28 protein-coding genes, 1 pseudogene and 1 riboswitch are annotated in these 26,212 nt (G+C 63.3%); of the genes and pseudogenes, 16 read left to right on the top strand and 13 right to left on the bottom strand.

The window, feature by feature from the left end; genetic code table 11:
- Position 1 precedes the first annotated feature (1 nt).
- On the bottom strand, positions 2-325 hold the full coding sequence (locus ACYVH8_RS11685) for a 50S ribosome-binding protein YggL (protein ID WP_174252892.1): 324 nt from the start codon (positions 323-325) through the stop codon (positions 2-4).
- A 382-nt stretch (positions 326-707) separates the two neighbouring features.
- Between ACYVH8_RS11685 and ACYVH8_RS11690 the strand changes: the two genes are divergently transcribed.
- Positions 708-1,001 (top strand): MarR family transcriptional regulator, encoded by a 294-nt coding sequence (locus ACYVH8_RS11690; RefSeq protein ID WP_174252891.1) that lies wholly within the window; start codon positions 708-710, stop codon positions 999-1,001.
- On the opposite strand, the gene ACYVH8_RS11695 is transcribed toward ACYVH8_RS11690, so the two are convergent.
- Entirely contained in the window at positions 992-1,222 is a 231-nt protein-coding gene (locus tag ACYVH8_RS11695; RefSeq protein ID WP_174252890.1) for a hypothetical protein, read from the bottom strand. The genes ACYVH8_RS11690 and ACYVH8_RS11695 overlap by 10 nt on opposite strands.
- Positions 1,223-1,488: 266 nt before the next feature.
- On the opposite strand from ACYVH8_RS11695, the gene ACYVH8_RS11700 reads away from it, so the two are divergent.
- Positions 1,489-2,298, top strand: a complete 810-nt coding sequence (locus tag ACYVH8_RS11700) for a metallophosphoesterase (RefSeq protein ID WP_460488993.1) — start codon at positions 1,489-1,491, stop codon at positions 2,296-2,298.
- A 305-nt stretch (positions 2,299-2,603) separates the two neighbouring features.
- On the opposite strand, the gene ACYVH8_RS11705 is transcribed toward ACYVH8_RS11700, so the two are convergent.
- Both ACYVH8_RS11705 and ACYVH8_RS11710 read right to left on the bottom strand, forming a co-directional pair.
- Complete coding sequence (locus tag ACYVH8_RS11705) at positions 2,604-3,227, bottom strand: tyrosine-type recombinase/integrase (RefSeq protein ID WP_174251196.1); 624 nt, start codon at positions 3,225-3,227, stop codon at positions 2,604-2,606.
- A 251-nt stretch (positions 3,228-3,478) separates the two neighbouring features.
- The gene (locus ACYVH8_RS11710) at positions 3,479-4,357 is read right to left on the bottom strand and encodes a LysR family transcriptional regulator (RefSeq protein WP_174251195.1); all 879 of its coding nucleotides are present in this window, start codon (positions 4,355-4,357) and stop codon (positions 3,479-3,481) included.
- Positions 4,358-4,464: 107 nt separating this feature from the next.
- Here ACYVH8_RS11710 and metE point away from each other — a divergent pair, with 107 nt between their 5' ends.
- The 3 genes from metE (at position 4,465) to ACYVH8_RS11725 (ending at position 8,398) form a co-directional block, all read left to right on the top strand.
- Positions 4,465-6,762, top strand: a complete 2,298-nt coding sequence (gene metE / locus ACYVH8_RS11715; protein ID WP_174251194.1) for a 5-methyltetrahydropteroyltriglutamate--homocysteine S-methyltransferase — start codon at positions 4,465-4,467, stop codon at positions 6,760-6,762.
- 5 nt (positions 6,763-6,767) lie between these two features.
- Positions 6,768-6,972, top strand: a riboswitch (cobalamin riboswitch).
- 156 nt (positions 6,973-7,128) lie between these two features.
- Positions 7,129-7,920 (top strand): acyl-CoA thioesterase, encoded by a 792-nt coding sequence (locus ACYVH8_RS11720; protein WP_254606957.1) that lies wholly within the window; start codon positions 7,129-7,131, stop codon positions 7,918-7,920.
- On the top strand, positions 7,901-8,398 hold the full coding sequence (locus ACYVH8_RS11725) for a GNAT family N-acetyltransferase (RefSeq protein ID WP_371733847.1): 498 nt from the start codon (positions 7,901-7,903) through the stop codon (positions 8,396-8,398). The genes ACYVH8_RS11720 and ACYVH8_RS11725 overlap by 20 nt, the downstream gene beginning before the upstream one ends.
- A gap of 341 nt (positions 8,399-8,739) precedes the next feature.
- Here ACYVH8_RS11725 and ACYVH8_RS11730 read toward each other — a convergent pair whose 3' ends face one another.
- The 3 genes from ACYVH8_RS11730 to ACYVH8_RS11740 form a co-directional block, all read right to left on the bottom strand.
- A complete protein-coding gene (locus tag ACYVH8_RS11730; protein ID WP_174252887.1) occupies positions 8,740-9,048 on the bottom strand; it encodes a helix-turn-helix transcriptional regulator in 309 nt (102 codons plus the stop codon).
- 182 nt (positions 9,049-9,230) lie between these two features.
- Positions 9,231-9,539: an HAD domain-containing protein gene (locus ACYVH8_RS11735; protein WP_174252886.1), complete on the bottom strand. Its 309-nt coding sequence runs from the start codon at positions 9,537-9,539 to the stop codon at positions 9,231-9,233.
- Between the two features lie 421 nt (positions 9,540-9,960).
- On the bottom strand, positions 9,961-10,359 hold the full coding sequence (locus tag ACYVH8_RS11740; RefSeq protein ID WP_174252885.1) for a hypothetical protein: 399 nt from the start codon (positions 10,357-10,359) through the stop codon (positions 9,961-9,963).
- 130 nt (positions 10,360-10,489) lie between these two features.
- On the opposite strand from ACYVH8_RS11740, the gene ACYVH8_RS11745 reads away from it, so the two are divergent.
- From ACYVH8_RS11745 to ACYVH8_RS11765, 5 genes and pseudogenes are all read left to right on the top strand, one after another.
- Positions 10,490-10,690 (top strand): helix-turn-helix domain-containing protein, encoded by a 201-nt coding sequence (locus ACYVH8_RS11745; RefSeq protein ID WP_460489178.1) that lies wholly within the window; start codon positions 10,490-10,492, stop codon positions 10,688-10,690.
- A gap of 166 nt (positions 10,691-10,856) precedes the next feature.
- Positions 10,857-11,678: pseudogene (locus tag ACYVH8_RS11750) on the top strand (Y-family DNA polymerase); the annotation flags it as partial.
- A 75-nt stretch (positions 11,679-11,753) separates the two neighbouring features.
- Positions 11,754-12,023, top strand: a complete 270-nt coding sequence (locus ACYVH8_RS11755) for a hypothetical protein (RefSeq protein WP_460488994.1) — start codon at positions 11,754-11,756, stop codon at positions 12,021-12,023.
- Positions 12,024-12,197: 174 nt separating this feature from the next.
- Positions 12,198-13,043, top strand: a complete 846-nt coding sequence (locus tag ACYVH8_RS11760) for an enoyl-CoA hydratase-related protein (protein ID WP_460488995.1) — start codon at positions 12,198-12,200, stop codon at positions 13,041-13,043.
- A complete protein-coding gene (locus ACYVH8_RS11765) occupies positions 13,030-13,386 on the top strand; it encodes a hypothetical protein (RefSeq protein WP_460488996.1) in 357 nt (118 codons plus the stop codon). The genes ACYVH8_RS11760 and ACYVH8_RS11765 overlap by 14 nt, the downstream gene beginning before the upstream one ends.
- Positions 13,387-13,408: 22 nt before the next feature.
- Here the strand turns inward: ACYVH8_RS11765 and queF are convergent, their stop codons facing one another.
- Positions 13,409-14,254 (bottom strand): NADPH-dependent 7-cyano-7-deazaguanine reductase QueF, encoded by an 846-nt coding sequence (gene queF / locus ACYVH8_RS11770; RefSeq protein WP_460488997.1) that lies wholly within the window; start codon positions 14,252-14,254, stop codon positions 13,409-13,411.
- A 126-nt stretch (positions 14,255-14,380) separates the two neighbouring features.
- Positions 14,381-15,157, bottom strand: coding sequence for a peroxide stress protein YaaA (gene yaaA / locus ACYVH8_RS11775; protein ID WP_460488998.1), 777 nt, complete (start codon positions 15,155-15,157; stop codon positions 14,381-14,383).
- On the opposite strand from yaaA, the gene ACYVH8_RS11780 reads away from it, so the two are divergent.
- The gene (locus ACYVH8_RS11780; RefSeq protein ID WP_460488999.1) at positions 15,156-15,890 is read left to right on the top strand and encodes a pseudouridine synthase; all 735 of its coding nucleotides are present in this window, start codon (positions 15,156-15,158) and stop codon (positions 15,888-15,890) included. The genes yaaA and ACYVH8_RS11780 overlap by 2 nt on opposite strands.
- 42 nt (positions 15,891-15,932) lie before the next feature.
- Here ACYVH8_RS11780 and ACYVH8_RS11785 read toward each other — a convergent pair whose 3' ends face one another.
- Complete coding sequence (locus ACYVH8_RS11785; RefSeq protein WP_460489000.1) at positions 15,933-17,609, bottom strand: SulP family inorganic anion transporter; 1,677 nt, start codon at positions 17,607-17,609, stop codon at positions 15,933-15,935.
- Positions 17,610-17,743: 134 nt separating this feature from the next.
- On the opposite strand from ACYVH8_RS11785, the gene ACYVH8_RS11790 reads away from it, so the two are divergent.
- The 5 genes from ACYVH8_RS11790 to galU all read left to right on the top strand — a co-directional run bounded on the left by ACYVH8_RS11790 (position 17,744) and on the right by galU (position 24,320).
- Entirely contained in the window at positions 17,744-18,373 is a 630-nt protein-coding gene (locus ACYVH8_RS11790; RefSeq protein ID WP_460489001.1) for a VOC family protein, read from the top strand.
- On the top strand, positions 18,370-20,109 hold the full coding sequence (locus tag ACYVH8_RS11795) for an FAD-dependent monooxygenase (RefSeq protein WP_460489002.1): 1,740 nt from the start codon (positions 18,370-18,372) through the stop codon (positions 20,107-20,109). The genes ACYVH8_RS11790 and ACYVH8_RS11795 overlap by 4 nt, the downstream gene beginning before the upstream one ends.
- Before the next feature lie 3 nt (positions 20,110-20,112).
- Positions 20,113-20,307, top strand: a complete 195-nt coding sequence (locus ACYVH8_RS11800; protein WP_460489003.1) for a DUF2783 domain-containing protein — start codon at positions 20,113-20,115, stop codon at positions 20,305-20,307.
- Between the two features lie 101 nt (positions 20,308-20,408).
- Positions 20,409-23,294 (top strand): valine--tRNA ligase, encoded by a 2,886-nt coding sequence (locus ACYVH8_RS11805; protein ID WP_460489004.1) that lies wholly within the window; start codon positions 20,409-20,411, stop codon positions 23,292-23,294.
- Positions 23,295-23,438: 144 nt separating this feature from the next.
- Entirely contained in the window at positions 23,439-24,320 is an 882-nt protein-coding gene (galU, locus tag ACYVH8_RS11810) for a UTP--glucose-1-phosphate uridylyltransferase GalU (RefSeq protein ID WP_460489005.1), read from the top strand.
- A gap of 105 nt (positions 24,321-24,425) precedes the next feature.
- On the opposite strand, the gene ACYVH8_RS11815 is transcribed toward galU, so the two are convergent.
- From ACYVH8_RS11815 to cysM, 3 genes are read right to left on the bottom strand one after another with little or no spacing between them, the layout of a single operon-like run.
- On the bottom strand, positions 24,426-24,653 hold the full coding sequence (locus ACYVH8_RS11815) for a sulfurtransferase TusA family protein (RefSeq protein WP_460489006.1): 228 nt from the start codon (positions 24,651-24,653) through the stop codon (positions 24,426-24,428).
- 49 nt (positions 24,654-24,702) lie between these two features.
- Positions 24,703-25,254 carry an NUDIX domain-containing protein gene (locus ACYVH8_RS11820; RefSeq protein WP_460489007.1) on the bottom strand — a complete coding sequence of 184 codons (552 nt, stop codon included), beginning with the start codon at positions 25,252-25,254 and terminating at the stop codon, positions 24,703-24,705.
- Positions 25,255-25,277: 23 nt separating this feature from the next.
- Positions 25,278-26,180, bottom strand: coding sequence for a cysteine synthase CysM (gene cysM / locus ACYVH8_RS11825; protein WP_460489008.1), 903 nt, complete (start codon positions 26,178-26,180; stop codon positions 25,278-25,280).
- Positions 26,181-26,212: the final 32 nt, after the last annotated feature.

A 26,212-nucleotide genomic window follows, 5' to 3' on the forward strand; every position in this document is an offset into this window, starting at 1 on the left:
GTCAATAATCACCATGCCAAGCGTCTACCAATGGACCAACATGGACCTTAACAACACCCGGGATAGCTCGCAACCAGGACAGAACTGCGTCGCGATCAAGCTCAGTCGGATTTTGAACAGCACCGACAATCGCACCTTCTGTGCAGCCGCCACCGAGTAGTAAGTCTCTTGCCACGATAATTTCCTCCAAGAATCCGTTGATGAAGCGGTCTTGCTGGCTGACAGTCGGAAGCTGCGACCAGACAATAGAGTAGTCAAAGCCGAGTTGCTGAAACTCAGCGATGCGCAGCTTCTTGCGTAGACGACGACTCCTGCGCTTGTTCACATTGGGATGGACTGAAGGTGGCATTAAAAAGACCTATGAAATGAGTGAGCTAGCCTCGATCACTTGCGGTTATTGTCCTCCTGAACGGCCGCTTCGCGTTCTGATCCGGCCGGCCAGGCCGAGAGCCACCTAGTCACCGGCGCCGGTAACACCGGTCATTGGCCCTTCTAAATCAAGTGACGGCACTCAGCCTTGAACCGACATTGCCATCACAGCCGACGCTAGCGCAGTGATTTCTGCCGGTGGATTGTGGGCGAGCGAAATTTCGACATTTGTCTTGGATTTTTAGCGGTCATGGATGTTGAGGTGCCTTGTCAGCGCAATATCCATGCGCCTTCCAAAATGTATATAATAAATTATATTAATAAAATTAATTATAAGTATGGCGCCCGCATCACGCGCAATCGTCCTGACAGAACGTGCCATTGCCAGTTTGGCAAAGCAGCCGGGCCTGACTCAAGCCACTGCGTTGCTTCTCTGGAAATTGGTCGGTCTCCTGCCCATTTCTGGACAGCCTCTGAATCTCAGCCAGCTTGCTGATGAACTGGGCCTGACCATCGCTACAGTCACAAACGGCATGCAGACGTTGCTCAAGGCGGGGTTTGTGCTGCGTGGTCCCAAGGTGGGAAGGCTCCACACTTACAAGCTCAATACCGCTTATTTCCATCATCTATGAGCGATACGGCCGCAGACATGACTTAGCCCCACTGCAAGAGGCGGCTTACCTTTACGCAGCCTGGCGATCACGCGATCCTGCTCGGCAATACGCCGCCTGAGTGCCGCAATATCAGTGCGGTACTGGGCTGATGCCTTCTTCAAGGCTTGGGTTTCGGCGCGGATCTCTTTACGGGCAATACGGGAGATCTCTGCCTTAAGCTGGCTGGAAAAGTTGGCCATTTCATTCTCTGAGTGCTATCGAGTGCCCCATCTTAAAGAGTGCAGGATGGCATTTGCTACTGCGTGCGACACAATGCACACTCCTCGGCTGCACTACAGAATTGGTGAGGCGGAGCTCCGGAGCAAGAACACGTCGAGCATCAAGCCCCTCTTTAGGTGAGAATGACCTTGTTAACCCGGAAAGCACAGTGCAGCTGGCACATGCATGAAGCTCTTATATTGGGAGATAGGGCTGGAGTACCAATCCTTACATTGGTTGAACACGCTTGAGAATCCAAGTCGCCTCTGACCTGCATTTGGAACTTCTGCCTGAGGATCTGAGGGTAGAGCTCCTGGTCGACCCCCACCCGGACGCTGAGCTACTGATCTTGGCAGGGGACATCCATACCGGGGTTGAGGCCATCCGGCATTTCCGAAACTGGCCTGTCCCCGTACTCTATGTCGCGGGAAACCATGAGTTCTATGGACAGACCTGGGAAGATGTCCGGGCGAGTTTGCGGGAGGCGACTGCCGGCACGCTCATCCAGGTCCTGGACAACGACGCCTGCGTTATCGGCGGTGTCCGCTTTCTTGGGACGACCCTCTGGACCGACTTCGCCGTCGATAGGGCGCGTCCAGCACCCAGCGCCATGGAGTTGGCGGGGACTTATCTGAAGGACTTCTTTGAGATTCACACCCGGTCAGCCGAGGCCTCCACGGGGCGGATCACGCCGGCCCTGATGCTGGCTGATCACCTGGCATCCCGTACATGGCTGGAAGGCGAGCTACGGCGTGAGTTCATCGGCAAGACGGTGGTGATCAGCCATCATGCACCCCATCGCCTGAGCGTGCACCGCAAGTACGTTGGCCATCCATTGACACCCGCTTTTGCCTCCGACCTATCGGAGCTGATGTATCGGACGGATCTCTGGATCCATGGGCATGCTCATGACAGTTTCGACTATCAGGTGGGGCGATGCAGGGTGGTCTCGAACCCGGCTGGCTATTCGCTGAGTCCCCGCTGCAGGCTCTCAGGGCGCGAGTCGCTTCAATTGGAGAATCCTGGGTATCAGGCCAGCTACCTGGTCGTGATCTAGCAACAACTGGCCTTCAATCTTCAGCCTAGGGGGATATTCTCCAAATGCGGCATGGAACGACAGACTTTGGCTCCGAGCTTGGTTGAGCGCCATCGGCGCTAACGGCCTCTGGTGTTCATTTGCCTTAGTTGCTGCACCCCAACAACCCACAGGTCAAGGGCCAGATTGCAGCGATAGCCGCCGGTCGGTAACTAATGCTGAGCGGCTGCTACTTGGTCGCTAACGCCATCTCTGCGTGGAGATCCATAGCTGAAAAGCAGGATGCCCAACCCGGCCTGTTTGTCCGGGTGGACACCACCCACCCCTCAGATCTCCGTTTGCTCAGAGATTTCGAGGGCGTCGTCAACTTCAATGCCTAGGTACCGCACCGTCGACTCCAGCTTGGCGTGCCCGAGAAGCAACTGCACGGCGCGAAGGTTCTTGGTTCGCCGGTAGATCAGCGTCGCCTTGGTCCTGCGCATCGAATGCGTTCCATAGTCGGCACGGTCAAGCCCTAGTTCGTCAACCCAGTGCCCGAGAATCCGCGCGTACTGCCGGGTTCCGAGATGGGGCGACTCGTGAAGTCGGCTGGGAAACAGGAAATTGTCCGGTTTCAGCCCAGCGTACTTGATCCACGCCTGCAGGGTATCTCGAGTGGTTGCGGTGATCTCGAACTGAACCGGACGCTGAGTTTTGTGCTGCATGACGATGGCGCGGGTTGCCACCTGGTCGCCATGGCAGACGTCCCGGACTTTGAGCGCGACGAGATCGCATCCACGTAACTTGCTGTCGATGCCCAGATTGAGGAGCGCAAGTTCTCGTATGCGTCCTTCCATCTGAAGGCGGACGCGGAGTGCCCAGATGTCCTTGGGCTTGAACGGCGCCTTCTGCCCTACGATCTTGCCCTTGTTCCACGGCTCGCGATGTGTGGTGTTACCTACTGTTTCCATGATGGTCTCCCATCGAGTTGAGGGGCACGTAGGATGCGCCGAGAACCGCCGGCGGACTACGATCTTGGTTTACAAGCGGGCTAGAACGGCTGGTCAGAGTCAGCTTGTGGCACGCCCCGGGTAGACACTGATCCGGCCAGGTGCGGACGGTAGCGTGGAAAGCGCAGAGTGGACACCATGTGCCGACGGGTTTCCCAGCCTTGTTATTACCTTTGGAATACCAGAGATTCAGGAATTTCCAGGCCCTAGCCTCAGCCCCTCGCCAGCTCCACAAAGGCCTGCAGGTAATCCACATCGCCATCCGATTCACGCAGGCCCAGGAAAATCTGTTTCTTGAGGCCGTGCCGGCCCAGGCGCACGGGCACGATGTCCATGCGTTCGGCGTACTCCTCGATTAGCCAGCGCGGCAGTGCCGTGACACCACGGCCGCTGGCCACCATCTGCAGCAGGATGTCGGTGGTCTCGATGGTTCGGTGCTGGCGCGGCGCGATGCCTGCGGGCGTAAGGAACTGGTTGAACACGTCCAGCCGCTCGGGTGCCACGGGGTAGGTGATGAGGATCTCCTGCGCCAGCTGTTTTGGCAGCACATGGGTCGCCCCGGCCAGCGTGTGGCTGCGCGGGACGACCAGCACCTGTTCGTAGTCGAACACGGGTTCGAAGCGCAACCCGGGTTTAAACAGGGGGTCGGGCGTGACCAGCAGGTCAATCTCAAAACCGAACAGCGCGCCGATGCCGCCGAACTGGAATTTCTGCTTCACGTCTACGTCCACATCGGGCCAACGCGTGAGGTAGGGGGCCACGAGATTGAGCAGCCACTGGTAGCAGGGGTGGCATTCCATGCCGATGCGCAGCGTGCCGCGTTCACCCTCGGCGTATTGCCGCAGGCGTTCTTCGGCCTGGTCCAATTGCGGCAGCACACGGTTCGCCACCGCCAGCAGGTACTCACCCGCCTGAGTGGGGATGAGCTGGCGCCCTTCGCGCAGCCAGATGGCCGTGCCCAGCAGCGACTCCAGCTTTTTCACTGAATGGCTCAGGGCTGACTGGGTCAGGCACAGGGTGTCGGCGGCGGCCGTCAACGAACCCTGTTTGGCGACTTCCTGCACGATGGCCAGATGGATGCGTTCCAGCATATATGAGCCAATCTCATGGATGATTGAAATAAAACCATTTTACGTAATGGGTCTGCTTGCCTAGGATGCCGAGCTTCGACATCACACACACGATAGGCAACAACAACATGGCCCTGATCCACAACCTAGGCTTCCCCCGTATCGGCGCCAAGCGTGAACTCAAATTCGCCCTGGAGTCCTATTGGAAAGGCGAGTCCTCGCGCGCAACCCTGCAGGCCACGGGCGCCCAGCTGCGCCAGCGCCACTGGCAGCAGCAGGCCGGGCTGGACCTGGTGCCCGTGGGCGACTTCTCTTTCTACGACCAGGTGCTGGACATGAGCTTTACGCTGGGCAATCTGCCCGAGCGCGTGCGGGGTTTCCACGGCGAAGCCCTGGACAACTACTTCCGCATCGCACGGGGCCGTTCTGCCGTCGGGACCGACGAGCACAGTGCCTGCTGCGTTGGTGTGGCCGCGGGCGAGATGACCAAGTGGTTCGACACCAACTACCACTACATCGTGCCGGAGTTCACGGCCGCCACCGAATTCAAGCTCGATGCCTCGCGCCTGCTGGCACAGCTGGCCGAAGCCAAGGCCCAGGGTGTGAAGGTCAAGCCGGTCATCGTCGGGCCCGTCACTTACCTCGCCATCGGAAAAGCCAAGGATGATTCCGACAAGCTGGCCCTGCTGCCTCGCCTGCTCGACGTCTATGCCCAACTGCTGGAGACCCTGGCCGCGCAGGGCGTGACCTGGGTGCAGATCGACGAGCCCCTGCTCGTGACCGAGCTCGATGCTGACTGGCAACACGCCTACAACACCGCCTACCACCAGCTCAAGAGCTGCAAGGTCCAGCTGCTGTTGGCGACCTACTTCGGTCCCCTGCTGGAGAATGGCTATCTGGCTGCCAACCTGCCCGTGGCCGGCTTGCACATCGATGCGGTCCAGGGCCGTGACGACGTGCTGCCCGTGCTGAATCTGTTGCCGGCGCACAAGGTGCTGTCGCTGGGGGTGATCAGCGGCCGCAATATCTGGAAGACCGATCTGAACGCGGTGCTCGACTGGCTGGAGCCGCTCAGCGCACGCCTGGGTGACCGCCTGTGGATCGCCCCCACGTGTTCGCTGCTGCATGTACCGGTAGACCTGGACAATGAACAGAAGCTCGATGCCGAGGTGAAATCCTGGCTGGCCTTTGCCTTGCAGAAGCTCGATGAGCTGCAGGTGCTGGGCACCGCCCTGCGTGAGGGGCGCGCTGCGGTGCAAGACGCGCTTACCACCAACCAGGCCGCGCTGGTTGCACGGCGCACTTCACCGCGTGTGCACAACCCGGCTGTGCAGGCCGCCGTGGCCACGATCAGCGACAGCCTGGGCCAGCGTGAACACAACTATGCCCAGCGCGCACCCAAGCAGGCCGCCCTGCTGCAACTGCCTGTCTACCCGACCACCACCATCGGCTCCTTCCCGCAGACGGCCGAGATCCGCCATGCACGCAGCGAGTTCAAGGCCGGCCGCCTGGACGAGACCGGCTACCAGGCTGCGATGAAAAAGGAGATTGAACGCAGCGTGCGCGAGCAGGAGGCCCTGGGCCTGGACGTGCTGGTGCACGGCGAGGCCGAGCGCAACGACATGGTGGAGTACTTTGGTGAGCAGCTTGAGGGCTATGCCTTCAGCCAGTTCGGCTGGGTGCAGTCCTATGGTTCGCGTTGCGTGAAGCCGCCCATCCTCTTCGGTGACATCAGCCGCCCCAAGGCGATGACGGTGGAGTGGATACGCTACGCGCAATCGCTCACGGCCAAGCCCATGAAAGGCATGCTCACGGGCCCGGTGACCATCCTCAACTGGTCCTTTGTGCGTGACGACCAGCCGCGTGCGCTGTCCTGCAAACAGCTGGCGCTGGCTATCCGCGAGGAGGTGCTGGACCTGGAGCGGGCCGGCGTGCAAGTGATCCAGATCGACGAGGCCGCGCTGCGCGAAGGCCTGCCGCTGCGTCGTTCTCAATGGAAGGTCTATCTGGACTGGGCGGTGGAGTCCTTCCGAATCACGGCCAACGGCGTGCGTGACGAGACGCAGATCCACACCCATATGTGCTATTCGGAGTTCAACGACATCATTGCCTCGATCGCCGACATGGATGCCGATGTCATCACCATCGAGACCTCACGTTCGGACATGGAGCTGCTAGATGCCTTCGACCACTTCAAGTACCCGAACGAGATCGGCCCCGGCGTCTACGACATCCACTCACCCAACATCCCGACGCAGGAACACATGGTGCAGCTGATGCGCAAGGCCGCCGAGCGCATTCCGGCCGAACGCCTCTGGGTGAACCCGGACTGTGGCCTCAAGACCCGGCAGTGGTCCGAGGTGTTGCCAGCGCTGACGCATATGGTGGGCGCGGCGCGTCAGCTGCGCGCCACCGTCGCAGCCTAGGACGTATACTGAACTCGCCTCGCGGTTTCCTGCCCAACAGCAGGAATGAAAAGGGAACGACAGAGGGATGGACACGCCATCCAAGCTGTGGCTGCCCCCGCAACTGTGATCGGCGAGTCCGCTGCCTGACAACCACTGGCTATATGCCGGGAAGGCCGCAGCGGACGACGACCCGAGAGCCAGGAGACCTGCCACGGGGCGATGTGATTGTGCATGGGGCGGGGTGTCCTCGAGCAAGATCGGTGGTGCTTCGTCCTGCCTTCGTCTTCCGCGCGCCTGCGTCTTCGGGTCAGCGCGTGTGGCCGTGTCCGCGTGCGTTGCGCCTGGTTTTGCCGTGCTCCCGCCTTCTTAACCGGAGGAAGCACCTTGTCTGTACTCGTTGAGCCCGAAACGTCCGCGCCCGCGGACACCCCCAACATGTCCCTGGTCGTGGTCGACATGGTCTGGCCCGATCAATCCAACCACCACGGCACCCTGTTCGGCGGTGCGGCCCTGTCCATGCTCGACCGCATGGCCTTCATCGTGGGCAGCAAGGTGCTGCGTGGTTCCGTGGTCACGGCCGCGGTGAGCCGGCTGGACTTTGCCGCACCAGCGCCTGCGGGCCATCTGGTGGAGTGCCGCGCCGAGGTGCTGCAGCGGGGCCGCCGGTCCGTCACCGTAGACACCCGCCTGATCGCCGAAGACCTGCTCAGCGGTGCACGTACCCACTGCCTCTCGGGTGAGTTCGTGATGGTGCGCCAGGCTGACGAGGCGCCCGCCGATGCAGCTGAGGCAGCCGAGGTGGCGCAGGCCAGGCATGAGGCCGGTGCCGAAAACACGGCCATGGCCTGCGCCACCGTGGCTGAGATCGTCTTCCCTGGCCATGTGAACCACCGCGGCGTGCTGCACGGCGGTCCCGCCATGGCCTGGATGGCCAAGGCCGGTTTCGTGGCCGCCACGCGCCAGGTGCGTCGACCCGTGGTGATGGCGGGCACCGAACAGCTGGACTTCGTCGCCTCGGCGAGGGTGGGGGATGTGGTCGAGGTCACGGCCCGCGTTATCGGCACCGGCCGGCGCTCCATCCGTGTGCAGGTAGATATGTGGGCTGAGTCGTCGAGTAGCGGCGAACGCCGGCTCTGCGCCTCGGCCCCGCTGACTTATGTGGCCATCGAGGCTTGAGATCTCGCCGCTGCTGCCCGTGCACCGTGGTGCGCTGGGCCTGCACCTGCTGGCCCTCCCGGCCGAGCACCGGTACTCTCGCTTCGGCGCCACGCTCAGCGACGAGGCCCTGCTGCGCTGGGTGGCTCGCTTGGCCTGGGAGCGGCAACGATGCTTGGGGGCTTGGCTTCCGGGAGACCTAGGCTTGGTCGCCGTGCTTCAGCTCACCCCCACACGCCGGCTTGGCAGTTGGGAACTTGCCCTCACAGTGGCCGCCGCCCTGCATGGTCGGGGCGTGGGCACGACCCTGCTAGCTACGGCCTTGGGTCAGATGCCCGACGTACGGCGACTGGTATGCCAGCACGGCCACGCGGCCGTCTACGCCATGGCAAAGCGGCTAGGCTATGGTGTGCAGTGGCAGGGACAGCAACTGAGGTTGGCAACAGCAGCACCGCACAGCACGGTCCCGGCAACTCCGAAACGGGCTGGTAGGCGCTGATTCAATATCTGCTTTAGCAAGGAGCGAAGGTTCAACAACGCTAATTCATGGGCCCCGATAGCGGCCACCCAGTCAGCGAGCTGCTCAGTGACTGGTGTCGATGGCAGCAGTCATTGACGCTCCGAAGTCAAGTGACTGCAGTCAGCCTTGAACTGACATTCCCGCCACGACTGTGAACCACACTAATTTAATGAATTACACAAGTATTTCTTGAACTGAGATTGGGTGGCTTGCCGAAAAGTTCAATGCAGATACTAGATGACACCACATGGTCATGGTATTGCCGCTTTGACATTACTTGCGGCACCGGGCGTGCCGTGAATTCTCCGGGGGAGCTTCAGTCAATCTTGCTCTTTTGATGCACGAGCCCGCTGGCGGGGCGATATAGATTTCAGCATCTGCAGCGGACTGATGGTGACCGTCGGCTGCAGCATTGAGATCCAATCCGTCCTTTCCATGGCCTTTAGGACCCGCACCAGAGTCTCGACCGTGGCTCCTTTCCCGCCCTCAAGATTGCGCACCGCTGTACGGGAGACACCAGCATCCCGGGCCAGCGCTTCCTGGGATAAGTTCCGTAGCAATCGAGCAGCACGGATTTGCTCACCCAACGTTACTTCGAGCTCGGCCGGCGTAGAGAGATCTTTTGCCATGGGTTGATCAATAGATCGATTTAGGACTTGATGCTATTGGATTTCTTTAAGACCAATAAATGAAATTTTAGGCTTATTGGTTTTTATTAGAACCAAAATCCCAGAACAATAAAAGCAAGCCTTGCCAAGTCGATAGGCCATGTTTACTTGTCTAGTATCGTGGACAAATGATCACGCACGACTCACTCGGCATTCTTGCCGGTGTGATACGTCGCGCCGATCACCCGTGGTCGAAGAGACGGGCCAAGCTTGCGGGCAGTTTCAGAAAACTGGTAGGTCTGCACCCAGGTGGTGGAGAGCACAATCCTGACCTCAGGATGGGGTTCGAGCAGTCGTTCCAGTAAAGCGAGATGTTCGAACAGGCTGTGGCCAGGAGCTTTGAGGTAGGGGCCCTTGCGAGGATGCCAGTAGCAATACTCGGGATGAAGGACACCGTCGAAGTCCAGGTACAGGATCGGCAGGCCCAGTCCTTTGACTTTTCGGTCAAGCATGGTGGTATCCGGGATGCTTGGTGGTTAGTCCGAGACTAGCCTTCTGGAGACGATGGGGTGGAGTGCCCCGCGAGTTCGCGCGTGCGTTTCATCAGCCAGATTACCTCGTCGTTGCTGAGGCCCCAACCTTGACCGCGAACACGATGCTCGGTTTCTCGGTGGAAGACGTCCAGGTTAGAAACGAGGCCAGCCGCCCGCTTGCGACGCGTTCGCTCCGCCAGTTGCTGAGCCAGATCTTCGCAATAGACCCATCGTTCGTGCAATTCAGATGCGGTCGGTCCCACCACATATCGACCATCAATCTTTCGAGCCATGAATTTGGCTTGAGCTCCAGGAACCGTTGGCGCGGTAAACCCACGAGGAAAATCGACTGGAACGTCTCCCATGGCTTTTCTTGAGCGAATCTTCAGCCGCAGACAGACTAGACCTTTATCGTTCTCAACGCGCTTAAAAGGTATTCGTCTCCATTCTGGTCACTCACCCCGATGATTCGCGTCACGATCTCGCGTTCTACGGTAATAGAGAGGATCTGTACGGCCTGAATGAGTGACTCCTCTGGAATCGATATCTTGCGATCTCCTTTTGGAGATGCCAGAAGCATGAGGTACTTCACAACGAGATACACCGCTACGCTCAGGCTGCTCGAAGCCTCGGCGTCCTGTTTCACCATCAATTCGACACGGCGAAGATCCAACGCGAGGGACAACAGGATCGGCTCACTTAACTTTGAAGGAAGGAGCTCCTCCACGGGCCTGCTCTCAGCAAACCTACTAAGCAAAGAGAGATCGGTTGTGGATATTGGTCTCAATGTCTGCAGCATCGGAACTCCAGAATCTGAAAAGGATACTTATAGTCTGTAGACTTATAGTCGTCAATGCAGGGAAGCTATCGGGCACATGCCCCGTAGAAAAACATCCCGAATGTCTGCTCGCGAGTGTCTTGCTGGACAGATGCGTGAGCTTCGACTAAAGATCGGAATTTCCCAAGAGAAATTGGCCGAGGCTGCAGGCCTTCACCGCACTTATATTGGGGGCATTGAAAGAGCCGAGCGGAATGTGTCTATCGACAACATTGAAAAAATCGCGGTTGCCCTGGGAGTCGACGTCGTTCAATTGCTGTCGCCTATTGGAGCCTCCGTTGAAGGGGACTAGGCGAGATATAGCGATGTATTCCAACTGGCAAAAATCACTGAAAAACGTCTATTGCAATACAAAAAAACAAGGTAATGAGTACCATTGGTGAGGATTTGGTCCAAATTCGACTCTGGAAACAGAAAAAATTCAATGGATACGAACTAGAGCTTTCGCATACGGCCAGTACATCGATTTCACCGAGGTGCCGGGCGGCCAGCGCGACGGCGGCCGCAGCCTGGCGCGTCTGATCCAGAAAAGCATCTTCGACGCCACGGGCCTGACCTGCTCCATCGGCGTGGCGCCCAACAAGCTGATCGCCAAGATGGCCAGCGAGTTCGACAAACCCAGGGGCATCTCCATCGTCATGCCCGACGATCTGCAGGCGTTGATCTGGCCCTTGCCCTGCCGCAAGATCAACGGCGTGGGCCCCAAGACCGACGAGAAGCTGCAGGCCCAGGGCATCCACACCATCGGTGAACTCGCCGCGCGCGAGCGCGAGGGGCTGATCGGGCACTTCGGCAAAAGCTACGGCGCCTGGCTGCATGAGGCGGCCTGGGGGCGCGACGGACGCCCGGTGGTGACCGAGAGCGAACCGGTGTCGCTGAGCCGCGAGACCACTTTCGAGCGCGATCTGCATGCCGTGCGCGACAGGGCGGAACTCGGCGCCATCTTCACCGCCCTGTGCGAGCGCGTGGCCGCCGACCTGCAGCGCAAGGGCTATGTGGGCAAGACCATCGGCATCAAGCTGCGTTACGACGACTTCAGGAGCGTCACGCGCGACCAGACCCTGGAGCACTACACGGCGGATGCCAGAACCATACGCCAGGCCGCAGGCCTGTGTCTCAAGCGCGTGGACCTGAGCCGTCGCCTGCGCCTGCTGGGCGTGCGCGTGGGCTCGCTGCGCCGGATCGGCGCCGAAGATGCTGCGGCGCAGCAGGCGGAAGACAAGAACAAGTCTGAATCTGAAGCTATCAATTCAGGAGCAAATACCTTGCCTCTGTTCTGAGTCCGATGTCTGGGCATCCAGCATTGACAGAGACTGACGTCAAACTTACATTGGGCTCGTGTTCAGGAGGCTTCCATGACACCCCCTCTGACCCTGACGGAGATACAGCGCATCCGGAACTGGCATCTGGAGCACAGGGACGGACATCCGCTGGAATACCAGCTCTGGGATGCTGTGCTCTGTTTTTGGCTGATGGGCTGGGTCGGCTGGTTGCCGGCCTTTGTGCTGGACGTGTTCTGGGCCTGGCCGCTGTGCCTGCTGGCCAGCGTGACGCCGCGGCTCTATGTGGACTGGCGCCGGCATGCACACCTGATGCGCCGTCTCAGGTGCGACTGGCTCTCCTAGTAGACTGAATCCGTGAGATTCACTGGCACTCGTCTGCCCCTCGCTGTGCCATGCGGCGTTGCAAATGCTCGCCGGGCCTACGGGCCCGTCTGTGCTTTGCGCCTTGCCTGCCGCAGCGCTGGTCAGCCGCTTGCCGGCGATCTCACAGATTCAGTCTACTAGTACAGTGAGGGCATGAACACCCTGCACTGTTTCACCCTCTCCATCACCGATCACATTGCCCACCTGGTGCTCCATCGCCCCGAGGCGATGAACACCATGCACCCGCAGTTCTGGCGCGAGCTGGACCAGGTGCTCACCCAGCTGCATGCCAGCGGCGAGGCGCGGGTGCTGGTGATCAGCAGCACCGGCAAGCACTTCAGCGCCGGCATGGCGCTGGAGACCTTTGGCGGCGCCATCACGCTGGACGACCACAGCGCCGAAGGCCGCGCAGCGATCTTCGACCTGCTGACCGATATGCAGGCCACCTTCACCAGGCTGGAGACCTTGCGCATGCCCGTCATCGCGGCCATCCAGGGCGGTTGCATCGGCGGCGCGGTGGACATGGTCAGCGCCTGCTGCCTGCGTTACGCCACGGCCGATGCCTTCTTCTGCATCCAGGAAATCAATATCGGCATGGTGGCCGATGTGGGCACGCTGCAGCGCCTGCCCAAGCTGATCCCGCTGGGCGTCGTCAAGGAACTGGCCTACACGGGCCGGCGCATGCCGGCGGCCCAGGCCCTGGGCTACGGCCTGGTCAACCAGGTCTTCGACACGCCCGAGGCCCTGCTGGCCGCTGCGCTGCAAACAGCGAAGGACATTGCCAGCAAACCCCCCGTGGCCATCTGGGGCAGCAAGCAGGCCCTGCACTACGCACGCGACCACGGCGTGGACGACGCGCTCAAGCAGATGGGCTGGCTGCAGGGGGCGGTCTGGAGCAACAAGCACGTGATGGAGGCCGTCACGGCCATGAAGGAAAAGCGGGCGGGCAAGTTCCCGGATCTGGCGCCGCTACGGTCTTTCCGCGATGCCGGCCAGTAAGGCGGGCCGGGGCCTGCTTCTTGTTCTGGCTTGCGGCCTGGCGCATGCGGCCGACAAGGACGATGCGCTGTATGCCAGCTACGCCTGCCAGCAATACGCCCTGGCGGCGCTGAAGACCCTGGGCAAGCCCAGGGCCGACGCCTCACGGCCAGCGACACCCGCGCCTGCGAACGACAAGCGCTGGGCGGGGATGACCGAAGTCTGGTTGGCCTCGGGCGCGATCCATGCCCAGGCCAGCTTTGGTGCGGCCATGGTGCGTTCCGGGTACCAATGCGCGGTGCAGAAGACAGCAGGGGCGGGCTGGAAACTGCTGGAGTTGCAATGGCCGCAAGGTCGCCCCTGAGACCTGGCTCTGGGGGAGGCGCTTACTGCCGCGCGGTCCGGATGTCGGCCGGCAGGGCCTGCGGGTGGCTGGTGCGCCAGGGGTTGATGTCCAGGCCGCCGCGGCGCGTGTAGCGCGCGTAGACCGTGAGCTTGGCGGGTTTGCAACGCGCCCAGATGTCCATGTAGATGCGTTCCACGCATTGCTCGTGGAATTCGTTGTGGTTGCGGAAACTCACGATGTATTGCAGCAGGCCGGCCTGGTCGATCTGCGGTCCGCTGTAGGCGATCTGCACGCTGCCCCAGTCGGGCTGGCCGGTCACCAGGCAGTTGCTCTTGAGCAGATGGCTGGTGAGCACCTCGCTGACCGGTTGTTCGTCGAAGGCGGCGCTCAGCAGCTGCGGGGCCGGTGTGTAGTGCGTGCATTCCAGGTCCAGCCGGTCCAGGCTCAGGCCGTCGAGTTCGTGGATGGGCTGCCGGTCGAACAGCTCGGGCGCGATGAGTTTCACACCCACGGTCCCGGTCTTGCCGGAGTCGCGCCACACGGCTTCGCTCAGGTCGGCGCGCAGGCGCGACAGCACCTCGCTTGTGTCGGCGAATTTCGTGTTGTTGTAGCTGTTGAGATAGAGCTTGAAGGACTTGCTCTCGATGATGTTGGGTGTCTCGCAGGGCACGGTGACCTGGGCCAGGGCCACCTGGGGTTTGCCGCGCGTGTTGAGCCAGCTCAGCTCGTAGGCCGTCCACAGGTCCGCGCCCAGGAAGGGCAGGATGGCGGGCACGCCGATCTCCTGGCGTTTTGTCAGCCGGGGGATGGGGAAGAGCAGGGTGGCGTCGTACTGGTCCACATAGGGCACGGCCTTGCCGAGCAACGAGTCTTCAGGACGGGTCATGGGTCGGTTTCTTTCTCCCTCTCCCTTTGGGAGAGGGCGGGGTGAGGGTATGGCACGTTGCGGTCGCCCTCCCCCTGGCCTTCTCCCAGGGGGAGATGGAACAAGATGGGTGGCGTTCGGACATGCTCATGCGTCCACTTTTCTCCTGAACACCAGACGATCCGGTTCGGATGCGGCCGCTTCGTAAGCGTAGCCATCGAGATTGAATTTTTCCAGCTGTTTGGGTGTGGTGAGGCGCTTGGTGAGGGCGTAACGCGCCATCAGCCCCCGTGCACGTTTGGCGAAAAAGCTGATGACCTTGTACTGTCCACCCTTCCAGTCTTCGAACACGCATTCGATCACGCGGGCCTTGAGCACCTTGGTGTCCACGGCCTTGAAGTATTCCTGCGAGGCCAGGTTCACGACCACGGGCGTCTTGTCGGCCTGCAGGCGTTCGTTGAGGTAATCGGCAATCTGCCTGCCCCAGAACTTGTAGAGGTTCTTACCCTGGGGGTTCTCCAGCGCCGTGCCCATCTCCAGCCGGTAGGGCTGCATCCAGTCCAGCGGACGCAGCACACCGTAGAGGCCGCTGAGGATGCACAGGTGTTCCTGCGCCCAGTCCAGGTCCTCGGCTTTGAGCGTCCTGGCATCCAGGCCGTCGTAGACATCACCGTCGAAGGCCAGCACGGCCTGTTTGGAATTCCTGGCTGTGAACTTCGGGCGCCAGGCCTGGTAGCGCGCGACGTTGAGGCCGGCGAGCGCATCGCTCAGGTCCATGAGATCGGAGATCCGCTGCGGCGAGTAGTCACGCAGGAGCTGGATGAGCTCGGCGGATTGCTTGGTGAAGAGGGGGTGGGTGTGGGGGACGTCGCCGGTGGGCGTGTCATAGTCCAGCGATTTGGCGGGCGAGAGCAGAAAAAGCATGTTGCGTATTCTCTATCAGGACGAGCAGCTCGTGGCCGTGGACAAGCCGCCGGGCCTGCTGGTGCACCGTACCGGCCTGGACGCCGGCGAGACGTCATTTGCCCTGCAGCTGCTGCGCGACCAGCTGGGCCGCCCGGTCTGGCCCGCCCACCGGCTCGACAAGGGCACCAGCGGCGTGCTGCTGTTCGCGCTGGATGCGGACACGGCCCGTGCGCTGGGGCAGGCCTTCGAGGCGCCGGATCTGGTGCACAAGACCTACCGCGCCGTGGTGCGCGGCTGGCCACCGGAATCGGGGCTCATCGACCACCCGCTCAAGCGCATGGAAGACGATGCCCGTGCCGGCCGCACCGGGTTGCAGGAGGCGCAGACGCGGTATCGCACGCTGGAGCGCTACGAGCTGCCGCTGGCTTATGGTGATTTCGCGAGCACACGCTGCGCCCTGGTGGAGTTGCAGCCGCTCACGGGCCGGCGCCACCAGCTGCGCCGGCACATGAAACACATCGCCCATCCCATTCTCGGGGACGCCACGCATGGCAAGGGCGCGTTGAACCGGGCGGTGGCGGGGCTGCTCGGGGTGCGGCGCCTGTGGCTGCACGCGGCAAGACTGGAGCTGCGACAGCCTGTGCACGGCGCGGCGCTTTGCATCGAGGCATCCGGCGGCCCTGGCTGGGCGCTGTGGCCACGCGGTGTGGATCTGCATCAAGACGTGCAGGCCGGCGCGGCCTGTTCCTGAAATTCAGTTGAGCGTGCTGCGCAGATCGGGCGCGATGCCGGCTCAGGCCAGCGTGCGCAGCGCCGCGAGGGTTTCCGCCTCGGTCCGGTAGAGCCGGTGCCCGGCGTCGCCCAGTTTCCAGCCGGCTTGCAGCAAGGTTTTTTCCACCGGCAGCTTCATGCCGCTGATGTGCAGCAGCACGCCATGTTCGCGCAGCTGCTTGCCCAGCTTGAGGAAGGCGTCCACGCCTGTGGCATCGATGTGGCTGATGGGCTGGGCGAAAAGACAGATGTGGCGGGTGTCCGGGTGCTCGGACAGGTACTCGACGATGGCCCGCTCGAACTCGGCGGCTGCGGCGAAGTCCAGCGCCGCGTCCATGCGCAGGGCATAGGTGTCGGGCGCCAGCGGCGGCAGCTTCCAGAGGTGGCGGTCGCGCAGGCTGCCGTCGGGGTGCAGGCCCACTTCGATGATGCGCGGATGCAGGCGCTGGTAGAGAAAATAGCTGAGCGACATCAGCACGCCGGCCAGCACGCCCCAGTAGAGCTGGGGCGCGGCGGCCAGGGTGATGAGGAAGGTGAGGGCGGCGATCACGGCCTCCACGCGCGCCATGCGCCACAGGCGCAGGAATTCCCGCGGCTTGAGCAGGCCCAGCACGGCCGCGACGATGATGGCCGCCAGGACGGCCTGGGGCACGTGGCGCAGCACGGGGACGAGGATCCACAGCGCGATCAGCACCACCCCCGCCGAGAAGATCGTGGCCCAGGCCGTGCGCGCGCCGGCGTAGAGATTGAGCGCAGAGCGCGAGAAGGAGGCGCTGGTGGGAAAGGCGCCACTGAAGGCGGCGGCGATCTTGCCCAGGCCCTGGCCGATCAGGTCCTGGTCCTGGTTCCAGCGTGCGCCGCGGCTTTCGTTGTCGACCTTGGCGCTCGACGCGGTTTCCAGAAAACTGACCAGCGTGATGACCAGGGTGGGCAGCAGCAGCTGGCCCAGCAGCTGTGGCGTCGGCAGCTCGGGCAGGCCCAGGGGCGGCAGCCCGGTGGGCAGGGCGCCCACGACATGGCCGCCTGCGGTGTCAAAGCCCATCAGACTGGAGAGCCCGGCCGCACCGAGCACGACAAACAGAACCGTGGGAAAGGCCGGCCGCCAGCGCCGGGCCGCGAGCAGCAGCAGCAGGCTGCCCAGACCGAAGGCCAGCGAAGGCAGGTGCCAGGCCTGGGCCTGGCTCCAGTGCGCGTGCTCGGACTGCAGCCCCAGCAGATCCGGCAGTTGCGAGGCGATGATGAGCACGGCGGCGGCCTGCGTGAAGGCCGTGAGCACCGGCGAGTTCACGAGATTGAGCAGCCAGCCGAAGCGCATGAAACCCAGGGCCAGTTGCAGCAGGCCGCTGAGCAGGGCCAGCCAGACGGCCAGCTGCACCCACTGGGGCGAACCCGGCACGGCCAGGCCGGTGAGGCCGGCGCCGACCAGCAGGCAGGTCAGGGCGGTCGGGCCGACGGACAGGCGCGGTGAAGCGCTGAAGAGCACGGCCACCAGGGCCGGCAGGATGGACGCGTAGATGCCCGTGACGGGCGGCATGCCGGCCAGCACGGCGTAGGCCACGCCCTGGGGGATCACCATCAGGCCGACGGCCAGGCCGGCCAGGGCTTCGCCGCGCAACAGGCCTGCCGTGGGTCGCGGCCAGTTCAGGAAAGGAAAGAGTTTGCGCAGGCGGGAGGGCGTGGAGGAGGATGTAGACGACATGGGTAAACGGAGCAACTGCCCGGAGTTTAGCCCCGTGCTGGGCGCCCCCGGCTCTTGCGCGGGGTGCGGGCTGTGGCGACAATGGTTACGTTCAGGTGAATGCATTACGCATAAAGAAATTCCGAGGAGCCGCCATGTCCCAGCCCGCCGCCGGCCTGCCGCCACCCCCGCCCATCCAGCAGCTGCATCACTACGCCTACCGCGCGCGCGACGCCGAGGAGACGCGGCACTTCTACGAAGACATCCTGGGCCTGCCGCTGTACCACATCATCCAGAGCGACCACGTGCCCAGCACGGGCGAGTACTGCCCCTACACGCACTTCTTCTTCCGCCTGCAGGACGGCTCCTTCATCGCCTTCTTCGATCTGGGCGACGACGTGGCCGCCGAGCCCAGCGCCAACACGCCGCGCTGGGTCAACCACATCGCTTTTCGCGTGGACGGCATCGCGCAGCTGGAGGCCATGAAGGCGCGGCTGGAGGCGAACGGCATCGAGGTGATCGGCGTGACCGACCACCATGTCTTCAAGAGCGTCTATTTCTTCGATCCCAACGGCATCCGCCTCGAGCTCTCGGCCCAGGTGGCCGACGAGTTCCAGATGCTGCAGGAAAGCAAGACAGCCCATGCGCGCCTGAACGAGTGGAGCGCGCGCAAGGCCGTCTGGCGCCAGGAGCGCGCGGCCGGCAAAGCGACAGCGCCGCTCAAGCCCCGGCAGAACGACCGGCCCGAGCTGGCGGCACGCAGCCCGCAGAAGGACCGCGCATGAACACCGCACGGCCGCCCGAGGGTGATCCTGCACGCGCCGCCTACCGCGACGTGGCCTGCACGAATGGCTACGAATTCACGCAAGGGTCGGGCTACGAACTGCCCGAGTACCCCTTTGTCGAGCCGCCGGAGCTCAAGTCCGGCGAAGTGACGCGCCACAAGATCGTCATCGTCGGCGCCGGCATCACGGGCCTGACCCTGGCCTGCGGCCTGGCCCGGCTGGGCGTGGCGGCCGTGCTGCTGGACGAGGACAACACCGTGGGCGTCAAGGGGGCCTCCTCGCGCGGCATCTGCTACACGCAGAAGTCGCTGGAGATCTTCCAGCGCCTGGGGGTCTACGAGCGCATCGCGGCCAAGGGCATCCAGTGGAGCGTGGGCCGCACCTTCGCCGGCAAGGACGAGGTCTATGCCTTCGACCTGCGGCAGAACAGCAGCTACAGCCTGTCGGCCCAGCCGCCCTTCATCAACATCCAGCAGTTCTACATCGAGGGTTATCTGGTCGAGCGCATCCACGCACTGGGCCAGGTGGACCTGCGCTGGAAGTCCCGTGTCACCGGTTTCGAGCAGCATGAGGATCATGCGACGCTGACCGTGGAGACGCCGGCCGGCCCTTACACGCTGGAGGCCGAGCACGTGATCGACGCCAGCGGATCGCACTCGCCCTTTCACGCCTGGACCGGCGCCACCATGACCTCGCGCCGCGGCGACGACCGCTGGTGCATCGTCGACGTGCGCTTCAAGCACCGCCCGCCGCAGGAGCGCCACACCTGGATCGAGGCGCCCTTCAACGGCAACCGCGCGGTCTGGCAGCACCTCATGGGCGACGAGGTCTGGCGCATCGATTACCAGATGGAGCCCAACGCCGACCCCGAGGCCGTGAGCCGCGAGGAGGTGGTGCGCGAGCGCCTCAAGGGGCAGTTCGGCCCCGATGCGGACTGCGAGATCGTCTGGGTCGGTCCCTACGCCTACCGCAGCCAGTGCCTGGACCGGCTGCGCATGGGCAGCGTCTTTTTCATGGGTGACACGGCCAAGATCGTCAGCCCCTTCGGTGCGCGCGGCGGCAACACCGGCGTGGCCGATGCCGACAACCTGGCCTGGAAGCTGGCCGCGGTGCTGCGCGGCCAGGCCCCGGCCAGCCTGCTGGAGAGTTATGACGAGGAACGCCATGAAGCGGCGGCACAGAACGTCATGGTGACCAACCGCACGGCGCGTTTCCTGCGCCCGGCCGATGGCATGGAGCGCACCTTCCGCAGCGCCGCCATCGGTCTGGCGCGCCAGCACCCCTTTGCGCGCGCGCTCATCAACACCGGCCGCATGGCCGTGGCCAACAGCTACACCCATTCGGGCATCTGTGACCGCAGCGGCGGGCTGTCGGTCCAGAACGTGAGCTTTCGCTGGGCGGATCACAGTGCCGGATGCGTCAATGAGCTGATCGCCTGGGCCGGCGGCCAGCTGCTGGTGCTGGTCTTCGGCGACATCTCGGCCGCGGCGGCCCAGCGCCTGCGCCACCTGGGCGTTGCCGCCCCGGTGCGTTGCGTGCAGGTGGTGGGGCCGGACACGGCGGCACAGGCCATGGAACACGTGATCGACCCCCAGGGCCATCTGCAGGGGGCCTGCCATGTCTTCGGCCATGCCTGGGCCCTGGTGCGGCCCGACGCCTACATCGCCGCCACGGGCGAGAGCGTGGACGCCGGCCTGATCCAGGCCATCGAGCGCGCCATCGGCATCAAGGAGTAGTTCATGAAAACCACCCCCCATTTCCAGGACGCCGACACCTTTTACGAGCAATTGCTGGACGCCCACACGGGCCTGAACCGCGAGCAGTCCGAGCTGCTCAACGCCAGGCTCATCCTGATCCTGGCCAACCAGATCGGCAGCCGGGAAGTGCTGGCCGAGTGCATACGGGCGGCCCGGGAGCTGCCTCAGGCGGCCTGAGACGGTTATCCGGCGGTCCGCCCGGTAAAATCAGGTCAGTTCCCAGACATTCCCCGGAACGGCGCCCACAGGGGCGCCGTTTCGCATTTCCAGTCCGTACCATGACCGACACCGTCCAGCAACCGGGCCTCAACAGCCTGTCCAAGTCCTTCGAACCCGCCGCGCTGGAGGCCCAGTGGGGGCCCGAGTGGGAGAAGCGGGGTTATGGCGCCGCCGGTTTCCGCGGCACGGGTAAGGCCAAGGCGGGCGCGCCATCCTTCGCCATTCAGCTGCCGCCGCCCAACGTGACGGGCACGCTGCACATGGGGCACGCCTTCAACCAGACCATCATGGACTCGCTCACGCGTTACCACCGCATGGCCGGCGCCAACACGGTCTGGGTGCCGGGCACCGACCACGCGGGCATCGCCACGCAGATCGTGGTGGAGCGTCAGCTGCAGGAGCAGAAGGTCAGCCGCCACGACCTGGGCCGCAAGAATTTCGTGGCGCGTGTCTGGGAGTGGAAGGAGCAGAGCGGCAACACCATCACCACGCAGATGCGCCGCATGGGCGACAGCGTGGACTGGAGCCGTGAGTACTTCACCATGGACGAGAAGCTGTCCAAGGTGGTGACCGAGACCTTTGTGCGTCTGTACGAGCAAGGGCTCATCTACCGCGGCAAGCGCCTGGTCAACTGGGACCCGGTGCTCCAGTCCGCCGTGTCCGACCTGGAAGTCGAGAGCGAAGAGAGGGACGGTTCGCTCTGGCATATTGCCTACCCCCTGGCCGATGGCTCAGGTTCGCTGACCGTGGCCACCACCCGCCCCGAGACCATGCTGGGCGACGTGGCCGTGATGGTGCACCCCGAAGACGAGCGTTACAAGGCGCTGATCGGCAAGATAGTCACCCTGCCCCTGGTGGGCCGTCAGATTCCGGTGATTGCCGATGAGTACGTGGACAAGGAGTTCGGTACCGGTGTCGTCAAGGTCACGCCGGCCCATGACACCAACGACTATGCCGTGGGCCAGCGTCACAAGCTGGCGCTGATCTGCGTGCTCACGCTGCAGGCCACCGTCAACGAGAACGCCCCCGAGAAATACCGTGGCCTGGACCGCTTCGTGGCGCGCAAGGCCATCGTCAAGGACCTGGAAGCCATCGGTGCGCTGGTCGAGACCAAAAAGCACAAGCTCATGGTCCCCATCTGCACGCGCACGGGCCAGATCGTCGAACCCATGCTGACGGACCAGTGGTTCGTGGCCATGAGCAAGGTGTCCGACCAGGACCCGACGGGCAAGAGCATCGCGCAGAAGGCCATCGACGCCGTGGGTTCGGGCCAGGTGAAGTTTGTGCCCGAGAACTGGGTCAACACCTACAAGCAGTGGATGAACAACATCCAGGACTGGTGCATCTCGCGCCAGCTCTGGTGGGGTCACCAGATTCCGGCCTGGTACGACGAGGCTGGCAACGTCATCGTGGCGCGCAACGAAGCGGAAGCGCAGGCCAAGGCCGGCGCCGGCAAGAAGCTGGTGCGTGACGAGGACGTACTCGACACCTGGTACTCCTCGGCCCTCGTGCCCTTCAGCACCATGGGCTGGCCCGAGCAGACGGAGGACTTCGACCTCTACCTGCCCTCCAGCGTGCTGGTCACGGGCTACGACATCATCTTCTTCTGGGTCGCGCGCATGATCATGATGACGACCCACTTCACCGGCAAGGTGCCCTTCAGGCACGTCTACATCCACGGCCTGGTGCGTGACGCCCAGGGCCAGAAGATGAGCAAGTCCGAAGGCAATGTGCTGGATCCGGTGGACCTGATCGACGGCATCGCGCTTAGCGCTCTGCTGGACAAGCGCGTCGTCGGCCTGCGCAAGCCCGAGACCGCGCCCCAGGTGCGCAGGAACACCGAGAAGGAGTTCCCCGCAGGCATCCCGGCCTTCGGCGCCGACGCGCTGCGCTTCACCTTCGCCTCGCTGGCCTCGCTGGGGCGCAACATCAATTTCGACAGCAAGCGCTGCGAGGGCTACCGCAACTTCTGCAACAAGCTCTGGAACGCCACGCGTTTCGTGCTGATGAACTGCGAGGGCCATGACTGCGGCCTGGAGGAGCACACCAAGGAGCAATGTGTACCCGGCGGCCCCTTCCATGGCTACCTGAGCTTCAGTGCCGCCGACCGCTGGATCGTTTCGCTGCTGCAGCAGGTCGAAGCCGAAGTGGCCCAGGGTTTTGCCGATTACCGCCTGGACAACGTCGCCAACACCCTCTACGACTTCGTCTGGAACGAGTTCTGCGACTGGTACCTGGAAATCGCCAAGGTGCAGATCAATACCGGCGACGATGCGCAAAAGCGCGCCACGCGCCGCACCCTGATCCGCACGCTGGAAACCATCCAGCGCCTGGCGCACCCGCTGATCCCCTTCATCACCGAGGAGCTGTGGCAGAAGGTGGCGCCCGTCGCCGGCCGTGCCGGTGAGTCGGTGAGCGTGGCCGCCTATCCCGTGAGCCAGCCTGAGCGCATCGACGCCGCCGCCATGGCCGAGGTGGCCCGTCTGCGCCAGTTCGTCGACGCCTGCCGCAACCTGCGCGGCGAGATGAACGTTTCGCCCTCCACGCGCCTGCCGCTTTACGCCGTGGCCAGCAGCGCCGGCGAGTCGGCTTTCCTGGAGCAGTGGGCGCCGGTGCTGCAGGCCCTGGCCAAGCTCAGCGAGGTCAGGGTCTTCAAGGCCGAAGCCGAATGGGCCGCTGCCGCCCAGGCCGCGCCCGTGGCCGTGGTGGGTGAAGCCCGCCTGTGCCTGCACATGGAGGTGGATGTGGCCGCCGAGAAGCTGCGCCTGGGCAAGGAAGCCACGCGTCTGGAAGGCGAGATCGCCAAGGCCAGGGGTAAGCTGAGCAACGAGGCCTTTGTGGCCAAGGCGCCGCCGGCCGTGATCGAGCAGGAGAACAAGCGCATGGCCGACTTCACGGCCACGCTGGCCAAGATCCGGGACCAGCTGGCGCGGCTGGTCGCATGAAGCATGACAAAATGATCTTGCGCCTGCGGCGTATGGAAGATGCGGGCTGCGCCCGCATGACTTCAGTCATTTCGTCATCGATGCCGCTTGGCGGCGAGGTCATACCCGCGCAGCGGGCGTCATAGCCATTGAAGGGAGTCGAAGTTGAATAACAAAATCAAGACAGCGGTGTTCCCCGTGGCCGGCCTGGGCACGCGTTTCCTGCCCGCCACCAAGGCAGCGCCCAAGGAGATGCTGCCCGTGGTGGACAAGCCGCTGATCCAGTACGCGGTGGAAGAGGCCTATGCGGCCGGCATCCGCCACATGGTCTTCGTGACGGGGCGCAACAAGCGCGCCATCGAAGACCATTTCGACACCGCCTACGAGCTGGAGAACGAGCTGGAGCAATCGGGCAAACAGGCCCTGCTGGACCTGGTGCGCTCGGTGCAGCCCGAGGACATGCTGTGTTCCTATGTGCGCCAGCCGCGTGCCCTGGGCCTGGGCCATGCCGTGCTGTGTGCCGAGCACCTGACGGAAAACTCGCCTTTTGCCGTGCTGCTGGCCGACGATCTGATGATGGGCCCGCCCGGTGGCCAGCCTGTGCTGGCTCAGATGGCCGAGGTCTACCAGCGCCTGGGGCGCTCGGTGCTGGCCGTGCAGGAGGTGCCGCAGGAGCAGGTGCGCCGCTACGGCATCGTGGCCGGCACGCCGGCCGGCGAGCGCCTGCTGCAGATCGAGCGCATCGTCGAGAAGCCGGCGCCCGAGGTGGCGCCTTCACGCCTGGCCGTGGCCGGCCGCTACATCCTGACCCCGGCCGTGTTCGAGCAGATCCGCCTGCAGCCGCGTGGCGCGGGTGGCGAGATCCAGCTGACCGACGGCATTGCGGGCCTGCTGACGCACGAGGCGGCCTACGCCTACGCCTATGCGGGCAAGCGTTATGACTGCGGCAGCAAGGAAGGTTTTCTGGAGGCCACCGTGGAACTGGCCCTGGCGCACCCTGAGGTGGGCGCGCGTTTTCGCGACTATCTGAAGTCGCTCGCGGTCTGAGTCACTGAACTCCGTTCACGCTGAGAGCACCTCCGTTCGGGCTGAGCCTGTCGAAGCCTCAGCAGCCCTTCGACAGGCTCAGGGCGAACGGAGTGGGGGTTGGCCTTATCTACGTTTCAAAACGTGGATGTAATCCTTGCCCTCGGTGACCTGTTCCAGCAGCTCGTTGCCAGTCTGCTTGGCGAAGGCCGCAAAGTCACGCACCGAGCCGGAGTCGGTGGCCACCACGCGCAGGGTCTGTCCGCTCGTCATTTCCGCCAGGGCTTTTTTGGCCTTGAGGATGGGCAGGGGGCAGTTCAGGCCACGGGTGTCGAGTTCTCGGTCAATGTTCATCACAGGTCCAGATATATCAAAATTGGCTTAATTTTAAGCAATCCTGGAGTCAGACGGGTGGCACGTGGTTTTGTGTGGGGCGCGACCATTCGATGAACTGGGGTTCATGGCCCCGTGAGCGCAGCCAGTCGGCCAGGGCATAACCCGTGCCGGCGGGCCAGCACTTGACCTTGTCCGGCGTGAACAGGCGGTAGTCCACCAGTTCGGGCGAGAGCCGCACCTCGCCTTCGCAGCTCGCATGGTAGGCGATGATCACCTGGTTCATGCGTTGGAAATCGTAGACGCCGATCAGCTTCAGCTCCAGCGCCCGCAGATTCGTTTCTTCCTGGATCTCGCGCGTGATGCCCTCCTGCGGTGTCTCTCCGGCTTCCATGAAGCCGGTGATCAGCGCGTACATCTTGCCTTCCCAGGCCGCGTTGCGCGCCAGCAGGATCTGGCCCTGGTACTCGACCACGGCGGCCAGCACCGGCGTGGGATTGTTCCAGTGCGTCCAACTGCAGGCCGGGCAGCGCAGGCGCTCTTTCGCGCCGCCGTCTTCCTGCTGGCTGATGAAGGCCAGCGGCGTGGCGCAGGCCGGGCAGTAGCGGTAGGCCTCGTTCATGCGCAGTAGATTTATTCACAAGTTCAGGCGGGGAAGACGCCGGTGGAGAGGTACCGGTCGCCGCGGTCACAGACCACGAAGACGATGGTGGCGTTCTTCTCGCGCGCGGCGATCTGTTGCGCCACCCAGCAGGCCCCGGCGGCGGAGATGCCCGCAAAGATGCCTTCCTCGCGCGCCAGGCGGCGGCACATCTCTTCGGCGTCGCTCTGGCTCACAGAGACCAGTTCGTCCACCGTGCTTGGGTCATAGATCTTGGGCAGGTATTCCTGCGGCCATTTGCGGATGCCGGGGATGCGCGAGCCCTCGCTGGGCTGGGCGCCGATGATCTTGATCGCGGGGTTCTTTTCCTTGAGGAAACGCGAGACGCCGGTGATGGTGCCCGTGGTGCCCATGGCGCTCACGAAATGCGTGATGCGCCCGCCGGTCTGTTCCCAGAGTTCGGGGCCCGTGGTCTCGTAGTGGATGCGCGGGTTGTCGGGGTTGGCGAACTGGTCCAGCACGCGGCCCTTGCCGCTCTTTTCCATCTGCTCGGACAGGTCGCGCGCGTATTCCATGCCGCCGGACTTCGGGGTCAGGATCAGCTCGGCGCCGAAGGCCTTCATGGTCTGGGCCCGTTCGATCGACAGGTCCTCCGGCATGATCAGCACCATGCGGTAACCCTTGATGGCCGCAGCCATGGCCAGGGCGATGCCCGTGTTGCCCGAGGTGGCTTCGATCAGCGTGTCGCCGGGCTTGATCTCGCCGCGTTCCTCGGCGCGCTTGATCATGGAGAGGGCGGGGCGGTCCTTGACCGAGCCGGCCGGGTTGTTGCCTTCGAGCTTGCCGAGGATGACGTTGCCGCGCTCGGCGTTGTCGGCAGTGCCGATGCGCTGCAGGGCCGCCAGCGGCGTCTTGCCGATGGCGTCTTCGATGGTCGGGTACTTCATGACCGCCACTGTGCCATAATTTCGGCCTTCAT

Source organism: Curvibacter fontanus, assembly GCF_054780335.1.